The sequence below is a fragment of the Vibrio splendidus genome (assembly GCF_003345295.1).
In the GTDB taxonomy this organism is placed as follows: Bacteria; Pseudomonadota; Gammaproteobacteria; order Enterobacterales; family Vibrionaceae; genus Vibrio; species Vibrio splendidus_K.
Window position 1 is genome coordinate 3,187,511 of the sequence record NZ_CP031055.1, and the last position, 22,212, is coordinate 3,209,722.

Annotated in this window: 21 protein-coding genes; 15 read left to right on the forward strand and 6 right to left on the reverse strand. The window is 45.4% G+C overall.

All coding sequences use genetic code 11. The annotated features are described in order from the left end of the window. Positions 1-241: 241 nt before the first annotated feature. The 14 genes from mnmG to glmU all read left to right on the forward strand — a co-directional run bounded on the left by mnmG (position 242) and on the right by glmU (position 13,157). Complete coding sequence (mnmG, locus tag DUN60_RS14310; RefSeq protein ID WP_114634143.1) at positions 242-2,137, forward strand: tRNA uridine-5-carboxymethylaminomethyl(34) synthesis enzyme MnmG; 1,896 nt, start codon at positions 242-244, stop codon at positions 2,135-2,137. Further along, positions 2,137-2,769, forward strand: a complete 633-nt coding sequence (gene rsmG, locus DUN60_RS14315; RefSeq protein WP_017058801.1) for a 16S rRNA (guanine(527)-N(7))-methyltransferase RsmG — start codon at positions 2,137-2,139, stop codon at positions 2,767-2,769. The genes mnmG and rsmG overlap by 1 nt, the downstream gene beginning before the upstream one ends. A 14-nt stretch (positions 2,770-2,783) precedes the next feature. Then, complete coding sequence (locus DUN60_RS14320) at positions 2,784-3,557, forward strand: ParA family protein (RefSeq protein ID WP_017077301.1); 774 nt, start codon at positions 2,784-2,786, stop codon at positions 3,555-3,557. 23 nt (positions 3,558-3,580) lie between these two features. Then, positions 3,581-4,462, forward strand: a complete 882-nt coding sequence (locus DUN60_RS14325) for a ParB/RepB/Spo0J family partition protein (protein ID WP_017081731.1) — start codon at positions 3,581-3,583, stop codon at positions 4,460-4,462. 191 nt (positions 4,463-4,653) lie between these two features. Then, on the forward strand, positions 4,654-5,043 hold the full coding sequence (locus DUN60_RS14330; protein ID WP_004735732.1) for a F0F1 ATP synthase subunit I: 390 nt from the start codon (positions 4,654-4,656) through the stop codon (positions 5,041-5,043). An 8-nt stretch (positions 5,044-5,051) separates the two neighbouring features. Next, positions 5,052-5,849, forward strand: a complete 798-nt coding sequence (gene atpB / locus DUN60_RS14335) for a F0F1 ATP synthase subunit A (RefSeq protein ID WP_004735733.1) — start codon at positions 5,052-5,054, stop codon at positions 5,847-5,849. Between the two features lie 50 nt (positions 5,850-5,899). Next, entirely contained in the window at positions 5,900-6,157 is a 258-nt protein-coding gene (atpE, locus tag DUN60_RS14340) for a F0F1 ATP synthase subunit C (RefSeq protein WP_004735734.1), read from the forward strand. A 58-nt stretch (positions 6,158-6,215) separates the two neighbouring features. Then, positions 6,216-6,686: a F0F1 ATP synthase subunit B gene (atpF, locus tag DUN60_RS14345; RefSeq protein WP_017077303.1), complete on the forward strand. Its 471-nt coding sequence runs from the start codon at positions 6,216-6,218 to the stop codon at positions 6,684-6,686. A gap of 15 nt (positions 6,687-6,701) precedes the next feature. Further along, a complete protein-coding gene (gene atpH, locus DUN60_RS14350; RefSeq protein WP_004735736.1) occupies positions 6,702-7,235 on the forward strand; it encodes a F0F1 ATP synthase subunit delta in 534 nt (177 codons plus the stop codon). A 13-nt stretch (positions 7,236-7,248) separates the two neighbouring features. Beyond that, positions 7,249-8,790 (forward strand): F0F1 ATP synthase subunit alpha, encoded by a 1,542-nt coding sequence (atpA, locus tag DUN60_RS14355; RefSeq protein ID WP_004735737.1) that lies wholly within the window; start codon positions 7,249-7,251, stop codon positions 8,788-8,790. Between the two features lie 48 nt (positions 8,791-8,838). Then, complete coding sequence (gene atpG / locus DUN60_RS14360) at positions 8,839-9,705, forward strand: F0F1 ATP synthase subunit gamma (protein ID WP_004735739.1); 867 nt, start codon at positions 8,839-8,841, stop codon at positions 9,703-9,705. A 34-nt stretch (positions 9,706-9,739) separates the two neighbouring features. Beyond that, positions 9,740-11,143 (forward strand): F0F1 ATP synthase subunit beta, encoded by a 1,404-nt coding sequence (gene atpD, locus DUN60_RS14365; RefSeq protein ID WP_017077305.1) that lies wholly within the window; start codon positions 9,740-9,742, stop codon positions 11,141-11,143. A gap of 18 nt (positions 11,144-11,161) precedes the next feature. After that, positions 11,162-11,584, forward strand: a complete 423-nt coding sequence (locus DUN60_RS14370; RefSeq protein WP_004735742.1) for a F0F1 ATP synthase subunit epsilon — start codon at positions 11,162-11,164, stop codon at positions 11,582-11,584. A gap of 214 nt (positions 11,585-11,798) precedes the next feature. After that, complete coding sequence (gene glmU / locus DUN60_RS14375; protein ID WP_114634144.1) at positions 11,799-13,157, forward strand: bifunctional UDP-N-acetylglucosamine diphosphorylase/glucosamine-1-phosphate N-acetyltransferase GlmU; 1,359 nt, start codon at positions 11,799-11,801, stop codon at positions 13,155-13,157. Between the two features lie 126 nt (positions 13,158-13,283). Here glmU and punC read toward each other — a convergent pair whose 3' ends face one another. Continuing rightward, entirely contained in the window at positions 13,284-14,495 is a 1,212-nt protein-coding gene (gene punC, locus DUN60_RS14380) for a purine nucleoside transporter PunC (RefSeq protein ID WP_114634145.1), read from the reverse strand. Positions 14,496-14,658: 163 nt separating this feature from the next. Between punC and punR the strand changes: the two genes are divergently transcribed. Continuing rightward, complete coding sequence (punR, locus tag DUN60_RS14385) at positions 14,659-15,573, forward strand: DNA-binding transcriptional activator PunR (RefSeq protein WP_004735746.1); 915 nt, start codon at positions 14,659-14,661, stop codon at positions 15,571-15,573. 97 nt (positions 15,574-15,670) lie between these two features. Here punR and ilvA read toward each other — a convergent pair whose 3' ends face one another. From ilvA to ilvG, 5 genes are read right to left on the reverse strand one after another with little or no spacing between them, the layout of a single operon-like run. After that, positions 15,671-17,215, reverse strand: a complete 1,545-nt coding sequence (gene ilvA / locus DUN60_RS14390) for a threonine ammonia-lyase, biosynthetic (protein ID WP_114634146.1) — start codon at positions 17,213-17,215, stop codon at positions 15,671-15,673. A gap of 2 nt (positions 17,216-17,217) precedes the next feature. Beyond that, positions 17,218-19,059 (reverse strand): dihydroxy-acid dehydratase, encoded by a 1,842-nt coding sequence (gene ilvD, locus DUN60_RS14395; RefSeq protein ID WP_054548317.1) that lies wholly within the window; start codon positions 19,057-19,059, stop codon positions 17,218-17,220. Between the two features lie 33 nt (positions 19,060-19,092). After that, positions 19,093-20,061 (reverse strand): branched-chain amino acid transaminase, encoded by a 969-nt coding sequence (locus tag DUN60_RS14400; RefSeq protein ID WP_017095708.1) that lies wholly within the window; start codon positions 20,059-20,061, stop codon positions 19,093-19,095. Positions 20,062-20,073: 12 nt separating this feature from the next. Then, positions 20,074-20,358: an acetolactate synthase 2 small subunit gene (ilvM, locus tag DUN60_RS14405; protein WP_017077311.1), complete on the reverse strand. Its 285-nt coding sequence runs from the start codon at positions 20,356-20,358 to the stop codon at positions 20,074-20,076. A 1-nt stretch (position 20,359) separates the two neighbouring features. Next, entirely contained in the window at positions 20,360-22,006 is a 1,647-nt protein-coding gene (gene ilvG, locus DUN60_RS14410) for an acetolactate synthase 2 catalytic subunit (protein ID WP_004735752.1), read from the reverse strand. Between the last annotated feature and the right edge of the window lie 206 nt (positions 22,007-22,212).

Below are 22,212 nucleotides of genomic sequence, written 5' to 3' on the forward strand. Positions count from 1 at the left end.
TAGATCACATGCTTTGATCCAAAAAAGATCCATGATCTTGTTGATCATTTTTGACTTATCCACAGACACCCTCGATCCTAATAATAGATATAATAAAAGATCTCTATAAAGATCTTATCTATATTAATTAAAAACAGCTTTATCGAAAAATCCCAAAAACGTTTTCTCAAGCTATGAAAACAGGTAGAATATCGCTCCTTTTTATCAATCTAGAAAACGTTTGAATACCCGAGGTCGGTTCATGCTTTATCACGAAAAATTTGACGTCATCGTTGTTGGTGGTGGCCATGCAGGAACGGAAGCCGCACTCGCATCTGCACGTACTGGTCAAAGTACGTTACTACTCACTCATAATATCGATACGTTGGGACAAATGTCTTGCAACCCTGCTATTGGCGGGATCGGTAAGGGCCACTTGGTAAAAGAGGTCGATGCAATGGGTGGATTAATGGCGCAAGCTATTGATCATGCAGGTATTCAGTTCAGAACGTTAAACGCATCAAAAGGTCCAGCGGTACGTGCAACTCGTGCACAAGCTGACCGCGCGCTTTACAAAGCCTTTGTTCGAAATGTTCTTGAAAACACACCAAACCTAACTCTGTTTCAACAATCGGTTGATGACTTGATCGTTGAGCAGGATCAAGTGGTGGGTGTTGTTACACAGATGGGCCTTAAGTTCCGCGCTAACGCAGTGGTACTGACGGTCGGTACATTTCTAGGTGGAAAGATCCATATTGGTATGGAAAGTTCTTCAGGCGGTCGCGCTGGTGATCCACCATCGATCGCACTGGCTGACCGTCTTCGTGATCTTCCATTCCGAGTTGATCGCCTGAAAACGGGTACACCTCCTCGTATCGATGCACGTAGCGTTGATTTTTCAGAGTTAGAGGTTCAGCACGGTGATAACCCAACACCTGTATTCTTGTTCATGGGTAGCCGAGCTCAACAGCCTCGCCAAATTCCATGCTACATCACGCATACCAACGAAAATACGCATGACGTTATTCGCGCCAATCTCGATCGCAGCCCAATGTACGCGGGCGTGATTGAAGGTATTGGCCCGCGCTACTGTCCATCGATTGAAGACAAAGTGATGCGTTTTGCTGACAAGAACAGTCACCAGATTTTCATTGAACCTGAAGGTCTGACGACCCATGAGCTATACCCGAATGGTATCTCGACAAGTCTGCCATTTGATGTTCAGGTAAAAATCGTTCACTCAATGAAAGGTTTTGAAAATGCTCATATCGTCCGCCCAGGCTATGCGATCGAGTATGATTTCTTTGATCCTCGCGACCTTAAGCTGACTTACGAAACTAAGTTTATTAAGGGTCTATTCTTTGCCGGTCAAATCAACGGTACCACTGGCTACGAAGAAGCGGCAGCACAAGGCTTGATGGCCGGTCTGAATGCAAGTTTGTTTACACAAGGCAAAGAGGGCTGGAGCCCGCGTCGTGACCAAGCTTACATGGGCGTTCTTATTGATGATCTATCGACGATGGGTACCAAAGAACCTTACCGTATGTTCACGTCTCGTGCGGAATACCGTTTGTTACTTCGTGAAGACAACGCTGATATCCGCTTGACTGAGAAGTCGCGTGAGCTTGGCTTGGTGGATGATGCTCGTTGGGCTCGATTCAACGAGAAAGTAGAAAACATGGAGAAGGAACGTCAACGTCTAAAAGAAACGTGGATTAATCCAAAGTCTGAAGATGTTGATCAACTGAACCAAATTCTAAAAACACCTATGTCTCGTGAAGCAAGCGGTGAAGATCTTCTTCGTCGTCCTGAAATGACTTATTCACAGCTAACGGCATTGGATCGTTTTGGCCCTGCATTGGAAGATCAACAAGCATCCGAGCAAGTTGAGATCCAAGTGAAGTACGATGGTTATATCCAGCGTCAACAAGACGAAATTGAAAAATCACTGCGTCATGAAAATACCAAATTGCCTGCTGATATCGATTACAGCAAGGTGAAAGGACTTTCTAACGAAGTGGTTCTTAAACTAACGACTGCTAAGCCTGACTCAATTGGTATTGCTTCTCGAATTTCAGGTATTACGCCTGCAGCAATCTCAATTCTGTTGGTTTATTTGAAAAAACACGGCCTGCTGAAAAAGGGTGAGGAAGCATAATGAGTGCATTACGCGAAAAACTGGATCACCTGATTGGCCAGACTGAACTTGAAGTATCTGAAAAGCAACGTGGCCAATTGGTTGGCTACGTTGAGTTACTGAACAAGTGGAACAAGGCTTACAACTTAACGTCAGTTCGTGACCCGCAAGAAATGATGGTGAAACATATCTTAGATAGCATCATTGTTAGCACTCACTTACAAGGCAAGCGCTTTATTGATGTAGGTACAGGCCCTGGTCTTCCTGGGATTCCGCTCTCAATCATGAACCCTGACTGCGAGTTTTACTTGCTCGATAGCCTAGGTAAGCGTATTCGTTTTATTAAACAAGTGATTCATGAATTAGGCATCGACAACGTGGTACCGGTTCAAAGTCGTGTTGAAGAGTTTCAACCAGAAGAAAAGTTTGATGCCGTGCTCAGTCGCGCATTTGCGTCAATGACAGACATGGTAGAGTGGTGTCACCATTTACCTAAAGAGCAATCCGGTGTATTTTTGGCTCTTAAGGGACAACATCCTAGAGACGAAATCGACCTGTTACCTGAATGGTGTTCAGTGACAGACATTAAAGCTTTGCAAGTGCCAGAGCTTGATGGAGAGCGTCATCTAGTTACTTTATCGCGTCAGGGATAATCAGCGAGGCCATAGTGGGTAAAATCGTAGCAATTGCCAACCAGAAGGGCGGCGTAGGAAAAACAACAACTTGCATTAATTTGGCAGCATCAATGGCGGCAACAAAACGCAAGATATTGGTTGTTGACCTCGATCCTCAAGGTAATGCCACTATGGCGAGCGGTGTCGACAAGTATCAAGTTGAAGCAACTGCTTACGATTTGCTGGTTGAAGACACCCCATTTGATGAGGTAGTTTGCCGAAGTACATCTGGCAATTATGACCTCATCGCCGCAAACGGTGATGTGACTGCGGCAGAAATCAAGTTAATGGAAGTATTTGCTCGTGAAGTTCGTTTAAAAAACGCACTCGAATCCATTCGCGACAACTATGATTTCATCTTTATTGATTGCCCACCTTCATTAAACCTTCTTACAATCAACGCGATGGCTGCGGCCGATTCCGTATTGGTTCCTATGCAATGTGAATATTTTGCTTTGGAAGGTTTGACTGCGTTGATGGATACCATCAGTAAGCTCGCTGCGGTAGTAAACGAGAATCTGAAGATCGAAGGTCTTCTTCGTACAATGTATGATCCTCGTAACCGCTTATCGAATGAAGTCTCTGATCAACTCAAAAAACACTTCGGTAGCAAAGTTTACCGAACTGTGATCCCTCGAAATGTACGTTTGGCAGAAGCGCCGAGTCATGGCAAGCCAGCAATGTACTACGACAAGTATTCCGCAGGTGCTAAGGCATATCTTGCTCTTGCAGGCGAAATGTTGCGTCGTGAAGAAGTCCCAGTATAGGTCTAACCAAAGGAATTCGCTCAATGTCTAAGCGTGGTTTAGGAAAAGGGTTAGATGCATTGCTTGCAACTAGCTCATTGGCTCGTGAAAAACAACAAGTTGCTTCTCATAGTCAGGCTTTGTCTGCAGAAGGCGAGTTCACAGAGATTGCCATTGGTAGCTTGAAGCCAGGCGTATATCAACCGCGTAAGGATATGGCGCCAGAAGCGCTAGAAGAGCTGGCCGCATCTATTCAATCTCAAGGTATTATTCAACCTATCGTCGTGCGTCCTTTAGCGTATGGTCAATATGAGATTATCGCTGGTGAGCGCCGTTGGAGAGCTGCGCGTCAAGCTGGCTTAAAACAGGTGCCGTGCTTGGTCAAGAAGGTTGAAGACAAAGCTGCGATTGCGATGGCATTGATTGAGAACATTCAGCGTGAAGACTTGAATGTTATCGAAGAAGCACAAGCGCTAGAGCGCTTACAGAACGAATTCGAGCTGACACATCAACAAGTCGCCGAAGTGATCGGTAAATCGAGAGCAACGGTTAGTAACTTATTACGTCTAAATCAGCTAGAAAATGAAGTAAAAGGTTTAGTTTCCAATAAACAACTGGAAATGGGTCATGCTCGAGCATTGCTTGCGCTTGAAGGTGATACCCAGATTGAAGCAGCAAACACTGCGGCAACCAAAAAAATGACCGTGCGTCAAACTGAGCAGCTTGTCAAAAAGTGCTTAAAACCAGACGTTGAACCAGAATCGAAGCCTGAAGACACAGAAGCTATCGAACTTTCACGAAGACTCACGGAAAAATTGCAAGCAAACGTTTCAGTTACTCGTTCTGTTAGCGGTAAGTCAAAAGTGACGATTACTCTTGATGAGCCTCACAAATTAGAGCAACTTATTGCTAAACTAGAGTACTAAATGAGATAATTGATTTAGGTCAATTATGTAATAAACAAGTAATTTCGTACAAAAGTTGTCGGTTTGTATGCAAAAATGTAAAAGATTGCTGCATTGTGATTGCAATCAATTTGGCTGAACGTATAATTTTCGCCAATTTCTCAGCACGCTTATAAGCGAGTGGTAAAGTGGGCTTAAAGAGGAACGAATACATGGTAGCGGCGTTAGCAAGACCAGGACGAGTGCTTGCAAAGCAAATGTTATTGATCGAGCTTAGCGCGGTTATATTAGTGGCGATAGGGTTAGGTTTAGCTGTTAATCCTGATTGGGGTTTTGCTGCATTAATCGGTGGCGGTATTTTTGTCATCGCGAATGTAGTTTTTTGTGTGTGTGCTTTCCTATTTTGTGGAGCTCGTGCAACTAAGTTAGTTGCGGCGTCGTTCTATGCTGGCGAAGTGCTCAAAATCTTAATCACAGTTTTACTATTCTCTATTGTCTACATGTATATGCAGGTGGAATTAATTCCCCTCAAACTGACCTATTTACTGGTTCTAGGTATTAATATCTTTGCGCCAGTGCTTTTCATTAACAATAAAAAATAGGATGAGTTATGGCTGCGCCAACAGCATCCGGATACATTGAACACCATTTACAAAACCTTTCTTTAGCTAAGTTTGGTCTTGTAGAGGAAACAAGTTTCTGGAACGTACATATAGACAGTCTGTTTTTTTCTGTGCTGACAGGGGTGTTATTCCTTTGGGTTTTTCGCTCAGTCGCTAAGAAAGCAACAGTAGGTGTACCTGGTAAGCTTCAGTGTTTTGTTGAAATGGTAGTGGAATTCGTTGGCGACAACGTTAAAGAAACTTTCCATGGCCGCAATCCTCTGGTAGCTCCATTAGCACTGACTATATTCTGCTGGATTATCATAATGAACTTGATGGACTTAGTGCCTATCGATTTCTTACCGTATCCTGCAGAGCATTGGCTAGGTATCCCTTACTTGAAAGTGGTTCCTACAGCTGATGTAAATATAACAATGGCAATGGCTTTAGGTGTTTTTGCTCTGATGATCTACTACAGCATCAAAGTAAAAGGCTTAGGCGGATTTGCTAAAGAATTGGCACTGCATCCATTTAATCACCCAATCATGATTCCATTTAACTTGGTACTTGAGGTAATTTCGCTATTAGCGAAGCCACTATCTCTAGGTATGCGTTTATTTGGTAATATGTTTGCGGGTGAGGTGGTGTTTATTCTTATCGCGGCAATGCTACCGTGGTACTTACAATGGGTAGGTGCACTACCTTGGGCTATCTTCCATATCTTGGTTATTTTGATTCAAGCGTTTGTTTTCATGATGTTGACAATCGTTTACCTATCAATGGCCCATGAAGATAGTGATCACTAAAAAAATTTTTAAGCTTTATTCTAACTATTAATGTTAATCGGAGAACGTAAATGGAAACTGTACTAAGTTTTTCAGCAATCGCTGTTGCTATCATTGTTGGTCTTTGTGCCGTAGGTACTGCAATTGGTTTTGCTATTCTTGGTGGTAAATTCCTAGAAGGCGCTGCGCGTCAACCTGAAATGGCTCCAATGCTACAAGTTAAGATGTTCATCATCGCTGGTCTACTGGATGCTGTTCCAATGATCGGTATCGTAATCGCACTACTATTCACGTTTGCTAACCCATTTGTAAGTCAGCTAGCAGGCTAATTAACTCTTAATAGTTAATTAAATTTTTGTAGTTGATTCTTAACGAGGAGTAGCTGTTGTGAATATGAACGCAACTCTGTTAGGTCAAGCAATTGCTTTTTCGCTGTTTGTTTGGTTCTGCATGAAATATGTATGGCCACCAATCATGCAAGCAATTGAAGAACGTCAGAAGAAAATTGCTGACGGTCTTGTAGCCGCTGAACGCGCTGCTAAAGACTTGAACCTGGCACAAGCCAACGCTTCTGAGCAAATGAAGGAAGCGAAGCGCACTGCAACTGAGGTTATTGATCAGGCAAACAAACGTAAAGCTCAAATTATTGATGAAGCTCGCGAAGAGGCTCAGGCAGAACGCCAGAAGATCCTAACGCAAGCTGAAGCTGAAATTGAAGCTGAACGCACACGTGCCCGTGATGACCTGCGCAAACAAGTCGCAACTCTGGCTATAGCTGGTGCTGAGAAAATCCTTGAGCGTACAATCGATAAAGATGTACACAATGATCTTCTTAACAACATTACTGCAAAACTTTAAAGCAAGGGGCTGTATATGTCTGATTTGACTACAATCGCACGCCCCTATGCTAAAGCAGCGTTTGACTTTGCGGTAGATAAAGGTGAGCTAGACCAATGGGGTCAAATGCTTACTTTTGCTGCCGAAGTGGCACAAAATGATGATGTTCATAATTTATTAAGCAGTTCAATGACTGCTGAAAAGTTAGCTGAAATATTCATTGTAATTTGTGGCGAACAATTTGATGAATTCGGCCAGAACTTAATTAAAGTGATGGCAGAGAATGGTCGTTTAATGGCCTTTCCTGATGTTTGTAAACAGTTCTTATTGCTTAAACAAGAGCACGAGAAAGAAATCGACGTTGATGTTACTTCAGCGGTTGAACTTTCTGAAGAACAGCGCACAAGCATCATCAGCAAATTGGAACTGCGCCTAGCGCGCAAAGTTCAGCTGAATTGCAGTATAGATGAGACTCTACTTAGTGGAGTTATTATTCGAGCCGGAGACCTAGTCATCGATAACTCAGCGCGTAGTCGTTTAGACCGCCTGAGCGATGCATTGCAGTCTTAATGGGGATTGGAGCATGCAACTTAATTCCACTGAAATTAGCGATCTAATTAAACAACGTATTGAATCTTTCGACGTTGTTAGTGAAGCTCGCAATGAAGGTACTATCGTTTCTGTAAGCGATGGCATCCTTAGCATCCACGGCCTAGCGGACGTGATGCAAGGTGAAATGATCGAACTACCGGGTGGCCGTTACGCGCTAGCACTAAACTTGAACCGTGATTCGGTTGGTGCTGTTGTAATGGGCCCGTATGCTGACCTACAGGAAGGCATGAAAGTTACAGGTACTGGTCGTATTCTTGAAGTACCAGTAGGTCCTGAAATGCTTGGTCGTGTTGTAAACACGCTAGGTGAGCCAATTGATGGTAAAGGTCCTATCGAAGCGAAACTAACTTCGCCTGTAGAAATTATCGCACCAGGTGTAATCGACCGTAAATCGGTAGATCAACCTGTTCAAACTGGTTACAAGTCAGTTGACTCAATGATCCCTATCGGTCGTGGTCAACGTGAACTAGTAATCGGTGACCGTCAGACTGGTAAAACAGCAATGGCGATCGATGCGATTATCAACCAGAAAGACTCTGGTATTTTCTCTATCTACGTAGCTATCGGCCAAAAAGCGTCGACTATTGCTAACGTAGTTCGCAAACTAGAAGAGCACGGCGCACTGGCTAACACTGTTGTTGTTGTTGCATCTGCTTCTGAATCTGCTGCGCTGCAATACCTTGCACCGTATGCTGGTTGTGCGATGGGTGAATACTTCCGTGATCGCGGCGAAGATGCACTGATTGTTTATGATGATCTATCTAAGCAAGCGGTAGCTTACCGTCAAATTTCACTACTACTTAAGCGTCCACCTGGCCGTGAAGCGTTCCCTGGTGATGTTTTCTACCTTCACTCTCGTCTACTAGAGCGTGCTGCTCGTGTAAGCGAAGCATACGTAGAAAAATTCACTAACGGTGAAGTGACAGGCAAGACTGGTTCTTTAACTGCTCTTCCTATCATCGAAACGCAAGCTGGTGACGTATCTGCATTCGTACCAACGAACGTAATCTCGATTACTGATGGTCAGATCTTCCTACAAACTGAACTATTCAACGCGGGCGTACGTCCAGCTGTTGACCCTGGTATCTCAGTTTCTCGTGTAGGTGGTTCGGCGCAGACTAAAATCATCAAGAAGCTATCTGGCGGTATCCGTACTGCTCTAGCTCAATACCGTGAACTAGCAGCATTTGCACAGTTCTCATCGGATCTTGATGAAGCGACCAAAAAGCAACTAGACCACGGTCAAAAAGTTACAGAACTGATGAAGCAGAAACAATATGCTCCTATGTCTGTATTTGACCAAGCTCTAGTAATCTTCGCTGCAGAGCGTGGATACCTTCAAGACGTAGAACTGTCAAAAGTTCTAGATTTTGAAGCTGCTTTACTGTCGTTTGCTCGTGGTCAATACGCTGATCTAGCAACACAGATCGACGCAACGGGTGCTTTCAACAAAGAAATCGAAGCTGAGCTGAAGAAGCTTGTTGACGATTTCAAGGCAACCCAGACCTGGTAATTGGTAGGTGGTCTTAGGGCCACCTCATACCATTAACGGAGAGTAACGATGGCCGGCGCAAAAGAGATACGTAATAAAATCGGTAGTGTTAAAAGCACACAGAAGATTACGAAAGCAATGGAAATGGTAGCAGCTTCGAAAATGCGTCGTTCTCAAGACGCAATGGAAGCTACTCGTCCATATGCAGAAACAATGCGTAAAGTGATCGGTCATTTGGCTAATGGTAGCCTCGAGTATAAGCATCCTTATCTTGAGGAACGTGAAGCCAAACGTGTTGGTTACATCATCGTTTCTACAGACCGTGGTCTTTGTGGTGGTTTGAACATTAACTTGTTCAAAAAAGCTATGAACGACATGAAAGATTGGTCTGAGAAAGGTGCTGATGTAGAGCTTGCAATTGTAGGTTCTAAAGCAACAGCATTTTTCAATAACAGCGGCGCGAAAGTAGCAGCTCAAGTTTCTGGTCTGGGTGATCGCCCAAGCCTTGAAGACTTGATTGGCTCTGTAAGCGTTATGCTGAAGAAATATGATGAAGGTGAATTGGATCGCCTGTTCGTAGTGTTTAACAGATTTGAAAACACTATGGTTCAAGAACCAACGATCGATCAATTACTTCCTTTGCCTAAATCAGACAGCGAAGAAATGAAACGCAGTCATTCTTGGGACTACATTTATGAGCCCGAGCCAAAACCACTACTAGATGCACTATTAGTTCGATACGTCGAATCTCAAGTGTATCAAGGTGTGGTCGAGAATCTTGCTTGTGAGCAAGCAGCTCGAATGATTGCAATGAAATCAGCAACAGATAACGCTGGTGACATTATTGATGACTTAGAACTTGTGTATAACAAAGCCCGTCAATCGGCGATTACACAAGAACTTTCTGAGATCGTTTCAGGCGCAGCTGCGGTTTAAGCTTAGGTAAAACTAAATAGTTAGAGGATTAACGATGGCTACAGGTAAGATCGTACAGATCATTGGTGCGGTAGTCGACGTAGAGTTCCCACAGGGCGAAGTACCTCGTGTATACGATGCTCTGAATGTTAATGAAGTGACAGAACGTCTAGTTCTTGAAGTTCAGCAACAACTTGGCGGTGGCGTAGTACGCGCAATCGTAATGGGTAGCTCTGATGGTTTACGTCGTGGTTTGACAGTTGAAAATACTGGCGCTCCAATCTCGGTACCAGTAGGTACTAAGACACTTGGTCGTATCATGAACGTCCTAGGTGACGCAATTGATGAGTGTGGTGAAATCGGTGCTGAAGAGCATTACGCAATTCACCGCGAAGCTCCAAGCTACGAAGAGCAGTCTAACGAGACTTCTCTTCTAGAAACTGGTGTTAAAGTAATCGACTTGATTTGTCCATTCGCTAAGGGTGGTAAAATCGGTCTATTCGGTGGTGCTGGTGTAGGTAAGACCGTTAACATGATGGAACTTATCAACAACATCGCACTTCAACACTCAGGCCTATCTGTATTTGCAGGTGTAGGTGAGCGTACTCGTGAAGGTAACGATTTCTACTTTGAGATGCAGGAAGCAGGTGTTGTAAACATCGAAAACCCTGAAGAATCAAAAGTAGCGATGGTTTACGGTCAGATGAACGAGCCACCAGGTAACCGTCTACGTGTTGCACTGACTGGTCTAACAATGGCTGAGCGTTTCCGTGACGAAGGTCGTGACGTTCTACTGTTTGTTGATAACATCTACCGTTACACACTAGCAGGTACTGAAGTTTCAGCACTTCTAGGTCGTATGCCTTCTGCGGTAGGTTACCAACCTACACTAGCTGAAGAAATGGGTGTTCTACAAGAGCGTATCACGTCAACTAAAGCTGGTTCTATCACGTCTGTACAGGCGGTATATGTACCTGCGGATGACTTGACTGACCCGTCTCCAGCAACAACGTTCGCTCACTTAGATGCAACGGTAGTACTTAACCGTAATATCGCATCTATGGGTCTATACCCAGCGATCGACCCGCTAGATTCTACTTCACGTCAACTGGATCCATTGGTAGTTGGACAAGAGCACTACGACATCGCTCGTGGCGTTCAGTCTACTCTTCAGCGCTATAAAGAGCTGAAAGATATCATTGCTATCCTAGGTATGGACGAGCTATCTGAAGAAGATAAGCAAGTTGTATCTCGTGCTCGTAAGATTGAGAAGTTCCTAACTCAGCCTTACCACGTAGCGGAAGTATTTACAGGTGACCCAGGCGTTTACGTACCTCTTAAAGAGACTCTACGTGGCTTCCAAGGTCTTCTATCTGGTGAATACGATGACATTCCAGAGCAAGCGTTCATGTACTGTGGTGCAATTGACGAAGCTATTGAGAATGCTAAGAAGCTATAAGGCTAACTAGGAGGCGATATGGCAGCAATAACCTTTCACCTAGACGTTGTAAGTGCAGAGAAACAAATTTTCTCAGGCCTTGTTGAGACGTTTCAGGTGACCGGTAGTGAGGGTGAGCTTGGTATTTTCCATGGTCACACTCCACTGCTGACCGCTATCAAGCCTGGTATGGTGCGTATTGTTAAGCAGCACGGCCACGAAGAAATTATTTATGTTTCTGGTGGTATGGTAGAAGTTCAACCTGGTACAGCGACTGTACTGGCTGATACGGCTATCCGTGGTGAAGAACTAGACGCAGCAAAGGCGGAAGAAGCTAAACGCAAGGCTGTGGAGAATATCCAAAATCAGCATGGCGATATAGACTTCGCACAAGCGGCCGGTGAACTGGCTAAAGCCATTGCTCAGTTACGAGTTATCGAACTGACAAAACAGCGTCGTTAATCTTTTATAAGATTACTGACTCTGAGATAAAGGCGACCTAAGGGTCGCCTTTTTGCATTTTTAGGTTATCCCGCCCTGAAATGTGTTTACACATTGAGGACTAATGATGCACCTTTACGTATCAGTACTGGTTAAATAGCTATTACAATTTAATTTGTTAGCTAAAAACGGTTACAATATCGGCTTAATAAAAATAATGTTGGATAGGTTTACAATGAAGTTTAGTGCGGTAATTCTCGCAGCGGGCAAAGGCACTCGCATGTATTCAAACACACCAAAGGTTCTGCACACGCTGGCAGGTAAGCCAATGGTGAAGCATGTTATCGATACATGTAATGGTCTTGGTGCTCAAAACATCAACTTGGTTTACGGTCACGGTGGTGATCAGATGAAGGCTACTTTAGCTGAAGAATCGGTAAACTGGGCACTGCAAGCTGAGCAGTTGGGTACTGGCCACGCTGTGGATCAGGCATCTGCACATTTCGCTGATGATGAAAAAGTACTAGTGCTATACGGTGATGTTCCATTGATTTCACCTCAAACCATTGAAAACCTATTAGACGCTCAACCAAATGGTGGCATCGCGCTACTTACGGTCGTGTTAGACAACCCAATGGGCTACGGTCGCATTATTCGTCGTAATGGTCCTGTTGTCGCTATCGTTGAACAAAAAGACGCAACGGATGAGCAGAAGCTTATCAAAGAGATCAACACTGGCGTTATGGTGGCGACTGGTGGCGATCTGAAACGTTGGTTGTCTGGCTTAAGCAACGATAACGCACAAGGTGAATACTACCTGACTGACGTTATTGCAGCGGCTCACGATGAAGGTCGTGCTGTAGAAGCTGTACACCCAGTAAGCCCAATTGAAGTTGAAGGCGTGAACGACCGCTCTCAACTGGCTCGTTTAGAGCGCGCTTACCAAGCAGAGCAAGCCGACAAACTATTGAAGCAAGGCGTTATGCTACGTGACCCAAGCCGCTTTGATCTACGCGGTGAATTGCAGTGCGGTATGGATGTTGAGATTGATACTAACGTTATCATTGAAGGTAGCGTAAGCATTGGCGACAACGTGGTTATCGGCACCGGTTGTGTATTGAAAGACTGTGAGATCGATGACAACACCATCGTGCGTCCATACAGTGTAATTGAAGGTGCAACGGTCGGTGAAGACTGTACAGTTGGTCCTTTCACTCGTCTACGTCCTGGTGCTGACATGCGTAACAATTCGCATGTAGGTAACTTTGTTGAAGTGAAGAACACTCGTCTTGGTGAGGGTTCGAAAGCGAATCACCTTACTTACCTAGGTGATGCTGAGATCGGTCAACGTGTAAATGTGGGTGCGGGTGCGATTACTTGTAACTACGACGGTGCGAACAAATTTAAGACCATCATTGGCGATGACGTATTCGTTGGCTCAGATAGTCAATTAATTGCTCCAGTTACTATTGGTAATGGCGCTACCGTTGGTGCTGGCTCTACAGTAACTCGTGATGTTTCTGAAAATGAGTTAGTTATCAGCCGTGCTAAAGAACGTAAGATTGCTGATTGGAAACGTCCAACTAAGAAGTAAGTACTAATGTCCAAAAGATATTCTGATACAAGCCAGTCGCAATGCTACTGGCTGCTTTCTAAATAACTTTAGATATAAAAAAAGAGCGAGATTACTCGCTCTTTTTTGTTTTCGTTAAACGAGAAACTAGTCTTGTTTATCGTCAGCAACCACTCGAGAGTTATCCGGTGTTGCGAAGTGTTCAGAAAGCTCTTTATTCGAAACAATATAGCCAACCCACAGTGCACCTAAACAAATTACTACCGCGATACCTGTTGCGCTTAGTGCTTGGCTTGCCATTGTTGCAACCAATGCACTTGCTAGGCCACTAATACTGATTTGCAGGCTGTTTTGTAAGCCAGCCGCTGTCGCAGGGCTCTGTTTCGCGCTTGATAGGGCACGGTTTACTACGATTGGGTAAAGTGCGCCATTCGCTACGGCAATTAGACAGAAAGGTGCTAGTAGAGGCCAGATTGAAGTCAGTTCCCATTGTGATGCAATGAAAATCAGTAATGCAGCAACACTAAACAAACCAATAAGATTTCTTAGTACGACACCATCGCCATACTTCTTCACAGCCTGCTTACCGAAGTAACCACCCGCCATAAATGCAATGGTTTGTGGAATAAAGCTCAAACCGATGTCTTTTGCTTCATAACCTAGCTGAGCCATGATCTCTGGCATGCCGGTTAGGTAAGCGAAGAACGCTGCTGACGCAGAAGCAAACATCAACACATTACCCATGTAAGGCTTTGAATGAAGCAGTGCTTTGATATCGGTTTTGATCGACGTTTGTTTTACTTCTGGCGCTTCTTTTGGTTGAGCCATGGTCGTTGCGATCAACAATGCGCCCATTAGCGTCAGTGTGATAAAGATACTGTGCCAACCAAAGCTATCTGCTAGCAACACACCCAGTTGCGGTGCTAATGCTGGAGATAGCGCTACTAGAGGCATGATAGTCGCAAAAATTTGCTGGCTGCTGCTTTGAGAGTAACGCTTAATAACCATTGCTTGCCAAATTACCGCAGGCGCACACACACCGATCGCTTGAATGAAGCGCAGTGTTAGTAGGTGCCATACCTCGGTACTGAATGCTAAGCCGAATGAAGCTGCAGTAAAGATAACAAGACCAACCGCTAGCGTATTACGGTGACCATACTTGTCACTCGCCAGGCCCCAAAGAATCTGACCCATTGCCATACCACCAAGGAATACGGTTAGAGACAGAGCAATCTGCTCTGGACCAGTTGCAAAATCGACTTCCATTGCCTTAAATGCAGGAAGGTACATATCGGTCGCAATAAAGCCAAGCATGGAAAGAACTGCAAGGTAGACCAATTGAAATTTAGAAATATTCATAAGATGCCATTAAGCTAAAGGTAGTGATGTTTTTATCATCAAAAAAATTGTTAGATATTCAGGAGTAAGAACCCCTGTTTATTTATGCTGACATTCTATTTTTCAGAGCTGATAAAATAAAACGCTAAAATATGTAGTTATCAATCAAAAAATTTGAAGGCTTATGTTCTCTAAATCCTCGTTAGAAATGCTTGATACCGTTGCTCGCTTGGGCAGCTTCACTGCGGCTGCAGAGCAATTGCACAAAGTGCCATCGGCGATCAGCTATGGGGTTAGGCAGGTAGAGCAAGAGCTTGATGTTCTACTTTTCAGACGCTTACCAAGAAAAGTAGAGCTGACGCCTGCTGGGGAGTTGTTTATTGAAGAGGCTCGTCAACTGCTGAGACAGATGGAAGAACTCAGTGCGCAAACTCGCCGAGCTGCGCGTGGTTGGAAGAAAACCTTACGTCTAACCCTTGATAACGTGGTTAAGCTCGACAAGATGAAGCCTATGATTGAAGAGTTTTATCAAACCTTTGAGTTCGCTGAGCTGCAGATCAACATGGAAGTGTTTAATGGTTCTTGGGAAGCCATTGCACAGGGTAGGGCCGATGTCGTCATTGGCGCCACTTCGGCGATTCCGGTTGGCGGTGACTTTGAAGTTAAGGATATGGGGCGGTTAGATTGGGCATTTGTAATGTCACCCAGTCATCCGTGTGTGCGAGAGCAAAACCTTAATGAAGCCTTTGTTAGCCAGTATCCTGCGATCTGCTTGGATGATACCTCTAGCGTACTGCCAAAGCGTCACACTGGCCATTATGCGAGTCAGAGACGTCTTCTATTACCGAACTGGTACAGTGCGATAGAGTGCCTCAAGAATGGTGTTGGGGTGGGTTACATGCCAAGGCATATTGCCGCGCCTATTATCGAACAAGGCTTGCTGGTGGAAAAAATATTACCAGAGCCTAGCCCACAGAGTCACTGTTGTTTGGTGTGGCGAAAAGACGATAACCATAAATTGATCGAATGGATGGTCAAATATCTAGGATCAAGTGAACAGCTTCACCAAGATTGGTTAGATCATCGTAAAGCACTTTAATGATCTATTTGAAATAAGATCGTGTGAGGTTTATCGGAAACGCTCAAATAAAAAGAGCGAGTTAATACTCGCTCTTTTTGGTTCGATAGCTTAACTCTTAAGACAAGAAGAACTTGTAGGAAGGGTTGTCTGTTTCATCTTTGCACTGGTAGCCAAGTTCTTCTAAGTGTGTAGAGAACTGAGCTAAATCGTCATCACCGAGCTCGAAGCCACACAGCACACGACCGTAGTCGGCACCGTGGTTACGATAGTTGAACAGGCTGATATTCCAGTGAGTACCTAAGGTATCAAGGAATTTAATCAATGCACCTGGGTATTCTGGGAACTCAAAGCTGTATAGGCGTTCTTTCAGAGGTTTCGATGGTTTACCGCCAATCATGTAGCGAATGTGCAGTTTTGCCATCTCATCATCTGAGAGATCGACAACCGGGTAGCCGCCTTCACGTAGGTCATTGATGATGTGCTCGAGCTCTTCTTGTCCACCTTGCAGACGTACACCAACGAAGATATTCGCTAGGCTTTCGTCGTTGTGGCGGTAGTTAAACTCAGTCACCGCTCGACCACCAGTAATGTTACAGAACTCTAGGAACGCACCTTGTCGCTCTGGAATCGTCACCGCAAGTAGACCTTCTCGCTTCTCACCCAATTCACAACGTTCAGAGACATAACGCAGACCGTGGAAGTTGGTGTTCGCACCAGACAGTACCGTTGCTAGTTGCTTATTTTGCAGTTGGTTTTGTTCTGCAAACTTCTTCAAGCCAGCCAGAGCAAGCGCTCCTGAAGGCTCAGCAATTGCACGGGTATCTTCAAAGATGTCCTTTACCGCAGAGCAAATTTCATCGCTGGAGACGGTAATATGACCATCAATGTACTGTTGGCAAAGACGGAAGGTTTCTTCACCAATGCGTTTAACCGCAACACCATCAGCAAACATGCTGACCTGATCCAGTACCACTGGTTCACCCGCATCCAGTGCTGCTTTCAAGCAAGCCGAGTCTTCAGGCTCTACCGCAATCACTTTAATCTCTGGCATCAGTTGTTTGATAAGCACTGCAACACCAGCGGCTAAGCCACCACCACCAACCGGTACAAAGATATAATCCATGTGGCCGTTTTGCTGCAGCATCTCCATACCCATCGTACCTTGCCCTGCAATCACGAGTGGGTGATCGAAAGGAGGAACAAAGGTGAAGCCATGTTCAGCCGACAGACGTTCCGCTTCCGCTTTCGCTTCATCGAAATTACTGCCGTGTAAAACCACTTTTCCGCCAAACCCGCGTACCGCATCGACCTTGATATCCGGCGTCGTTTTTGGCATCACGATCGTGGTTTGAATACCCAGCTTAGAGCCAGATAGCGCCATTCCTTGTGCGTGATTCCCTGCGGATGCTGCGATAACACCGGCTGCTTTCTGTTGTTCAGAAAGGCTTGAAACCATGTTGTAAGCACCGCGCAGCTTAAACGAGTGTACCGGCTGACGGTCTTCTCGTTTTAGCTGAACCTGATTACCGATACGAGCGCTTAAGCGTGGCATATCTTGCAGAGGTGTCACGATTGCCGCTTCGTAAACCGGAGCTCTCAGGATCTGGCGCAGATAATCTGCGCCACTTTGTTTTTTGGGGCTGGAGGTGTCATCACTCATAGTTAGCCCTCAAGCTTAGACTTATCACGCACAGCGCCTTTGTCGGCACTGGTCGCCATACTTGCGTAAGCTTTCAGTGCGAAAGACACTTCACGTTGACGGTTTTCTGGTTTCCAGCCTAGAGCATCTTGCTTAACACGACGCGCTTCTAGTTCTGCTTCAGGAACATCAAGCGTGATTGAGCGGCTAGGGATATCGATAGTGATGATATCGCCTGTGTTCACTAGACCAATTACACCACCGCTTGCTGCTTCTGGAGAAGCGTGACCGATAGACAGACCTGATGTACCACCAGAGAAACGACCATCGGTTAGAAGAGCACAAGACTTGCCTAGACCCATCGATTTTAGGTAAGTCGTTGGGTAGAGCATTTCTTGCATACCCGGGCCGCCTTTAGGACCTTCGTAACGAATGACAACCACTTCGCCTGCTTTTACTTTACCCGCTAAGATGCCTTCTACTGCCGTATCTTGGCTTTCGAATACGATTGCAGGACCTTGGAATTTAAGGTTTTCTTCATCAACACCCGCGGTCTTAACGATACAACCATCAACGGCGATGTTACCTGAAAGTACCGCTAGGCCTCCTTCTTGGCTGAATGCGTTCTCTTTGGTACGAATACAACCTTCTTTGCGGTCGTCATCTAGACGATCCCAACGGCAATCTTGTGAGAAGGCTTTGGTGGTACGGATGCCTGCAGGACCTGCACGGAAGAACTTAAGCACGGCTTCGTCTTCTGTTTGCATGATGTCGTATTGAGCGAGCTGCTCTTGCATACTTAAGCCAAGTACGGTGCGAGTTTGATTATTCAGTAGGCCAGCACGATCAAGCTCACCTAGGATAGCCATTACGCCACCAGCACGGTGAACGTCTTCCATGTGGTATTTCGGTGTTGAAGGTGCCACTTTACATAGGTGTGGAACACGGCGAGACATCGCATCGATATCATCCATATCGAAATCAATGTCGCCTTCTTGAGCGGCCGCTAAAAGGTGAAGAACGGTGTTACTAGAACCACCCATTGCGATATCAAGCGCCATCGCATTATCAAAGGCTGCGCGGTTTGCGATGTTGCGTGGCAGTGCTGATTCGTCGTCTTGCTCGTAGTAGCGCTTGGTTAGATCAACGATGCGCTTACCGGCATTGATGAACAGTTCTTCACGGTCTGCGTGCGTCGCTAGCATAGAACCGTTACCAGGCTGAGATAGGCCAAGTGCTTCTGTTAGACAGTTCATGGAGTTAGCTGTGAACATACCTGAACATGAACCACAGGTTGGACATGCAGAACGTTCTACTTGCTCACTTTGCTCATCTGAAATCGTTGGATCGGCACCTTGGATCATTGCATCAACAAGGTCGAGCTTGATTATTTGATCTGAAAGCTTGGTTTTACCTGCTTCCATTGGGCCGCCTGATACAAAGATCACTGGGATGTTAAGGCGCATTGCAGCCATCATCATTCCCGGAGTGATTTTGTCACAGTTAGAGATACACACCATTGCGTCCGCACAGTGTGCGTTGACCATGTATTCTACTGAGTCTGCAATAAGCTCACGTGATGGCAGTGAGTACAGCATGCCGCCGTGGCCCATTGCGATACCATCATCGACTGCGATGGTGTTGAATTCTTTAGCGATACCGCCCGCTTTCTCTATTTCACCCGCAACCAGCTGACCCATATCTTTAAGGTGAACGTGGCCTGGAACAAATTGAGTGAAAGAGTTTACAACCGCGATGATCGGCTTACCGAAGTCATCGTCTTTTACGCCAGTTGCACGCCATAAAGCGCGCGCACCAGCCATGTTGCGTCCGTGGGTTGTCGTTGCTGAACGATAGATTGGCATTGTTTAAATCCTTATAAAATATTTGGCTGTTGCTTACTTATTTGTTTGTGTTTGGCTTGCTGACGCATGGTCTGCTGGATAAACGTAGTCTAACCAGCCCCACTTATCTTCAGTGGTTCCATTGAATAAACCAAAGTAAGCTGCTTGAACTTTTTCAGTGATAGGACCGCGTTTGCCTTCACCTACTGTAATTTTGTCTACACTACGAACCGGAACGATCTCTGCAGCTGTGCCTGTCATGAATACTTCATCGGCAAGGTATAGCGCTTCACGAGCAATGTTCTCTTCACGGATTTCGTAACCCATGTCTTTTGCTAGTGTCATGATTGAATCACGGGTGATGCCCGGTAGAATCGCGCTGGTTGCTGGTGGCGTTGATAACACACCGTTACGAATCACAAAGATGTTCTCGCCAGCACCTTCTGAAAGGTAACCATCGACGCTCAGTGCGATACCTTCATCGTAACCATGACGACGAGCTTCACCACCAACCAGTAATGAAGATAGGTAGTTACCACCAGCTTTCGCAGCGGTAGGGATAGTATTTGGAGCGGCACGATTCCAGCTTGAAATCATCGCATCTACACCATTCTCTAGCGCTTCTTCACCTAGGTAAGAACCCCAAGGGAACGCAGCGATGATCAGATCCATCTCAGTATTTTCTGGCGGACACACACCCAAACCAACATTACCGACAAAGCCCAGTGGACGTATGTACGCAGACTGTAGCTTATTTTGGCGTAGCGTTTCGCGAGTCGCTTCCATAATTTCTTCCTCAGTAAAAGGAATAGGAAAGCGGTAGATTTTTGCTGAGTCTTTTAGGCGTCTTGCATGCTCTGGGTGACGGAAGATTACCGGCCCTTTTGGCGTGTTGTAACAACGAACGCCTTCAAACACAGAAGTACCGTAGTGCATTGCGTGAGTCAGGACGTGAACATTCGCCTCTGCCCAAGGAACCATTTCACCGTTAAACCAAATATAGTCTGCTGTTTTAGCTGTCATGTTTGCGGTTCCTTATGCGTTTATCTTTTGCTGTAAGTTGTTATTTGGCAATTCATTACGACTGATAGAGATAACGTCAACGGAACGTACATCCCACAGCTTTTCGATTTGGTTTACCAAAAAAGAGATCGGACGGTCACTGTCGACAATGATCTCTACACTCGCCACTTTGCTTTCGTGGTTTTGAGTGCCCGCGACTTGCTTAACAATGAAGCCACGGTGACGAATAACACGAAGAACACGCTCTAGTAGTACAGGCTTATCATCGGCTTTGATGTCTAATAGGTATCTTTTCATGTTATGTGTTCTCCAACATCTCACTGTTTGAAGCACCTGGCGGTACTAGTGGCCATACGTTTTCTTCTTCATCGATAAGAACATGAAGTAGGTAAGCGGTTTTGCTTTCTAGCATCTCTTTCAATGCTGGCTCTACTTCTTCTTTACGCGTGATGGTTTTGCCCGGGATATCAAATGCTTTCGCGAGCATGACGAAATCAGGGTTGTCATCCAAGATGGTTTCACTGTGTCGGCCATCAAAGAACAGAGATTGCCATTGGCGAACCATGCCCAAGCGAGAGTTATTCAGAAGCACCATCTTCACTGGGATCTGACGACGCTTTAGCGTGCCAAGCTCTTGGATGTTCATCATGAATGAACCATCACCAGAGATAAGAATCGATTGGTCATCAGGACGGCCAACCGATGCACCCATAGCGGCTGGTAAACCAAAGCCCATAGTGCCTAAACCGGCTGAGGTGATGAAGTTTTGTGGATCGCGAGGCTGAATGTGCTGAGCAGCCCACATCTGATGTTGGCCAACATCCGTCGAAATGATAGAGCTTGCTGGCATCATGTCTGATAGCTGCTTTAGTAGTAGTGGAGCAAAGATCAGATCACCAGGGTGGTCGTAACGCCACTTGAATGAGCTACGAAGGCCTTCTGAGTGGTGAACCCAAGATGAGATGTCTTGGCTCAGTTCTAGTTGAGGCAGGATCTTGTTGATGTCACCACGAATTGGCGCATCAGCAAGGCGCAGTTTACTGAACTCTGCCGCATCGATATCGATATGGATAACTTTTGCGTGAGGAGCAAAAGTATCAAGCTTGCCTGTTACTCGATCATCAAAACGAGCACCGACAACAATCAATAGGTCACTTTCTTGAACCACTAGGTTAGCAGCTTTAGTGCCGTGCATACCAAGCATGCCAAGGTAGTGCGGGTCGTCACGTTCGATAGTGCCTAAGCCTTTCAGTGTGCTTACGGCCGGCATTGGGTTAAGGCGTAAAAACTCGCGAACTGCATCGGTTGCTTTCGCCAGTTGAACGCCACCACCTACGTATAAAACAGGACGAGTCGCTTGAGACAAGAAGTACTGAGCTTGTTCAATAGCATCCGTTGTCACAACAGGAATGGCTGGTGGTGTAAATTCAGGAAGAATTTTTACAGGGGATTCGGCTAGTTGAACATCTTTAGCGATATCGACAATAACCGGACCGGGACGCCCTGCTTTTGCAACGATAAATGCTTCAGCCAATGTTGGCGCAAGATCTTCAATATCGGTAACGAGGTAGCTGTGTTTAGTACATGACAGAGACATACCAATCACATCCATTTCTTGGAATGCATCGGTACCGATGTGGGAGCTAGCAACTTGACCAGTGATAGCGACGAGTGGGATGGAGTCCATAAAAGCATCAGCAAGACCAGTTACTAGGTTAGTCGCGCCTGGGCCTGAGGTTGCCATACAAACAGCCACGTCTTGTGTTGCACGCGCCATACCAATAGCAGCCATTGCAGCACCTTGTTCATGGCGACAAAGGATGTGTTCAACACCGCCGTCATAAAGTGCATCGTAGATTGGCATGATGGCACCACCTGGGTAACCAAATACGGTCTCAATGCCTTGTTGCTTGAGTGCGGATACGACTAGTTCTGCGCCTTTCATCGTAATCCCTCCGTATTACCTTTATTTTGGTCATTGTTTCCGTTGTCTTTGCACATCTTGTGCTCCCATTCTTCCTGTAAATCGGCAAGGCCGAAAATAATAAAAATTATAAAAATCGAATCGCTAAATTAGAAAAAACCCCCGGACTTTTCAGTGCGGGGGTTTTTTCTAATTCGTGGTTACTTTCTTCCCACTCGCCCCCGCGC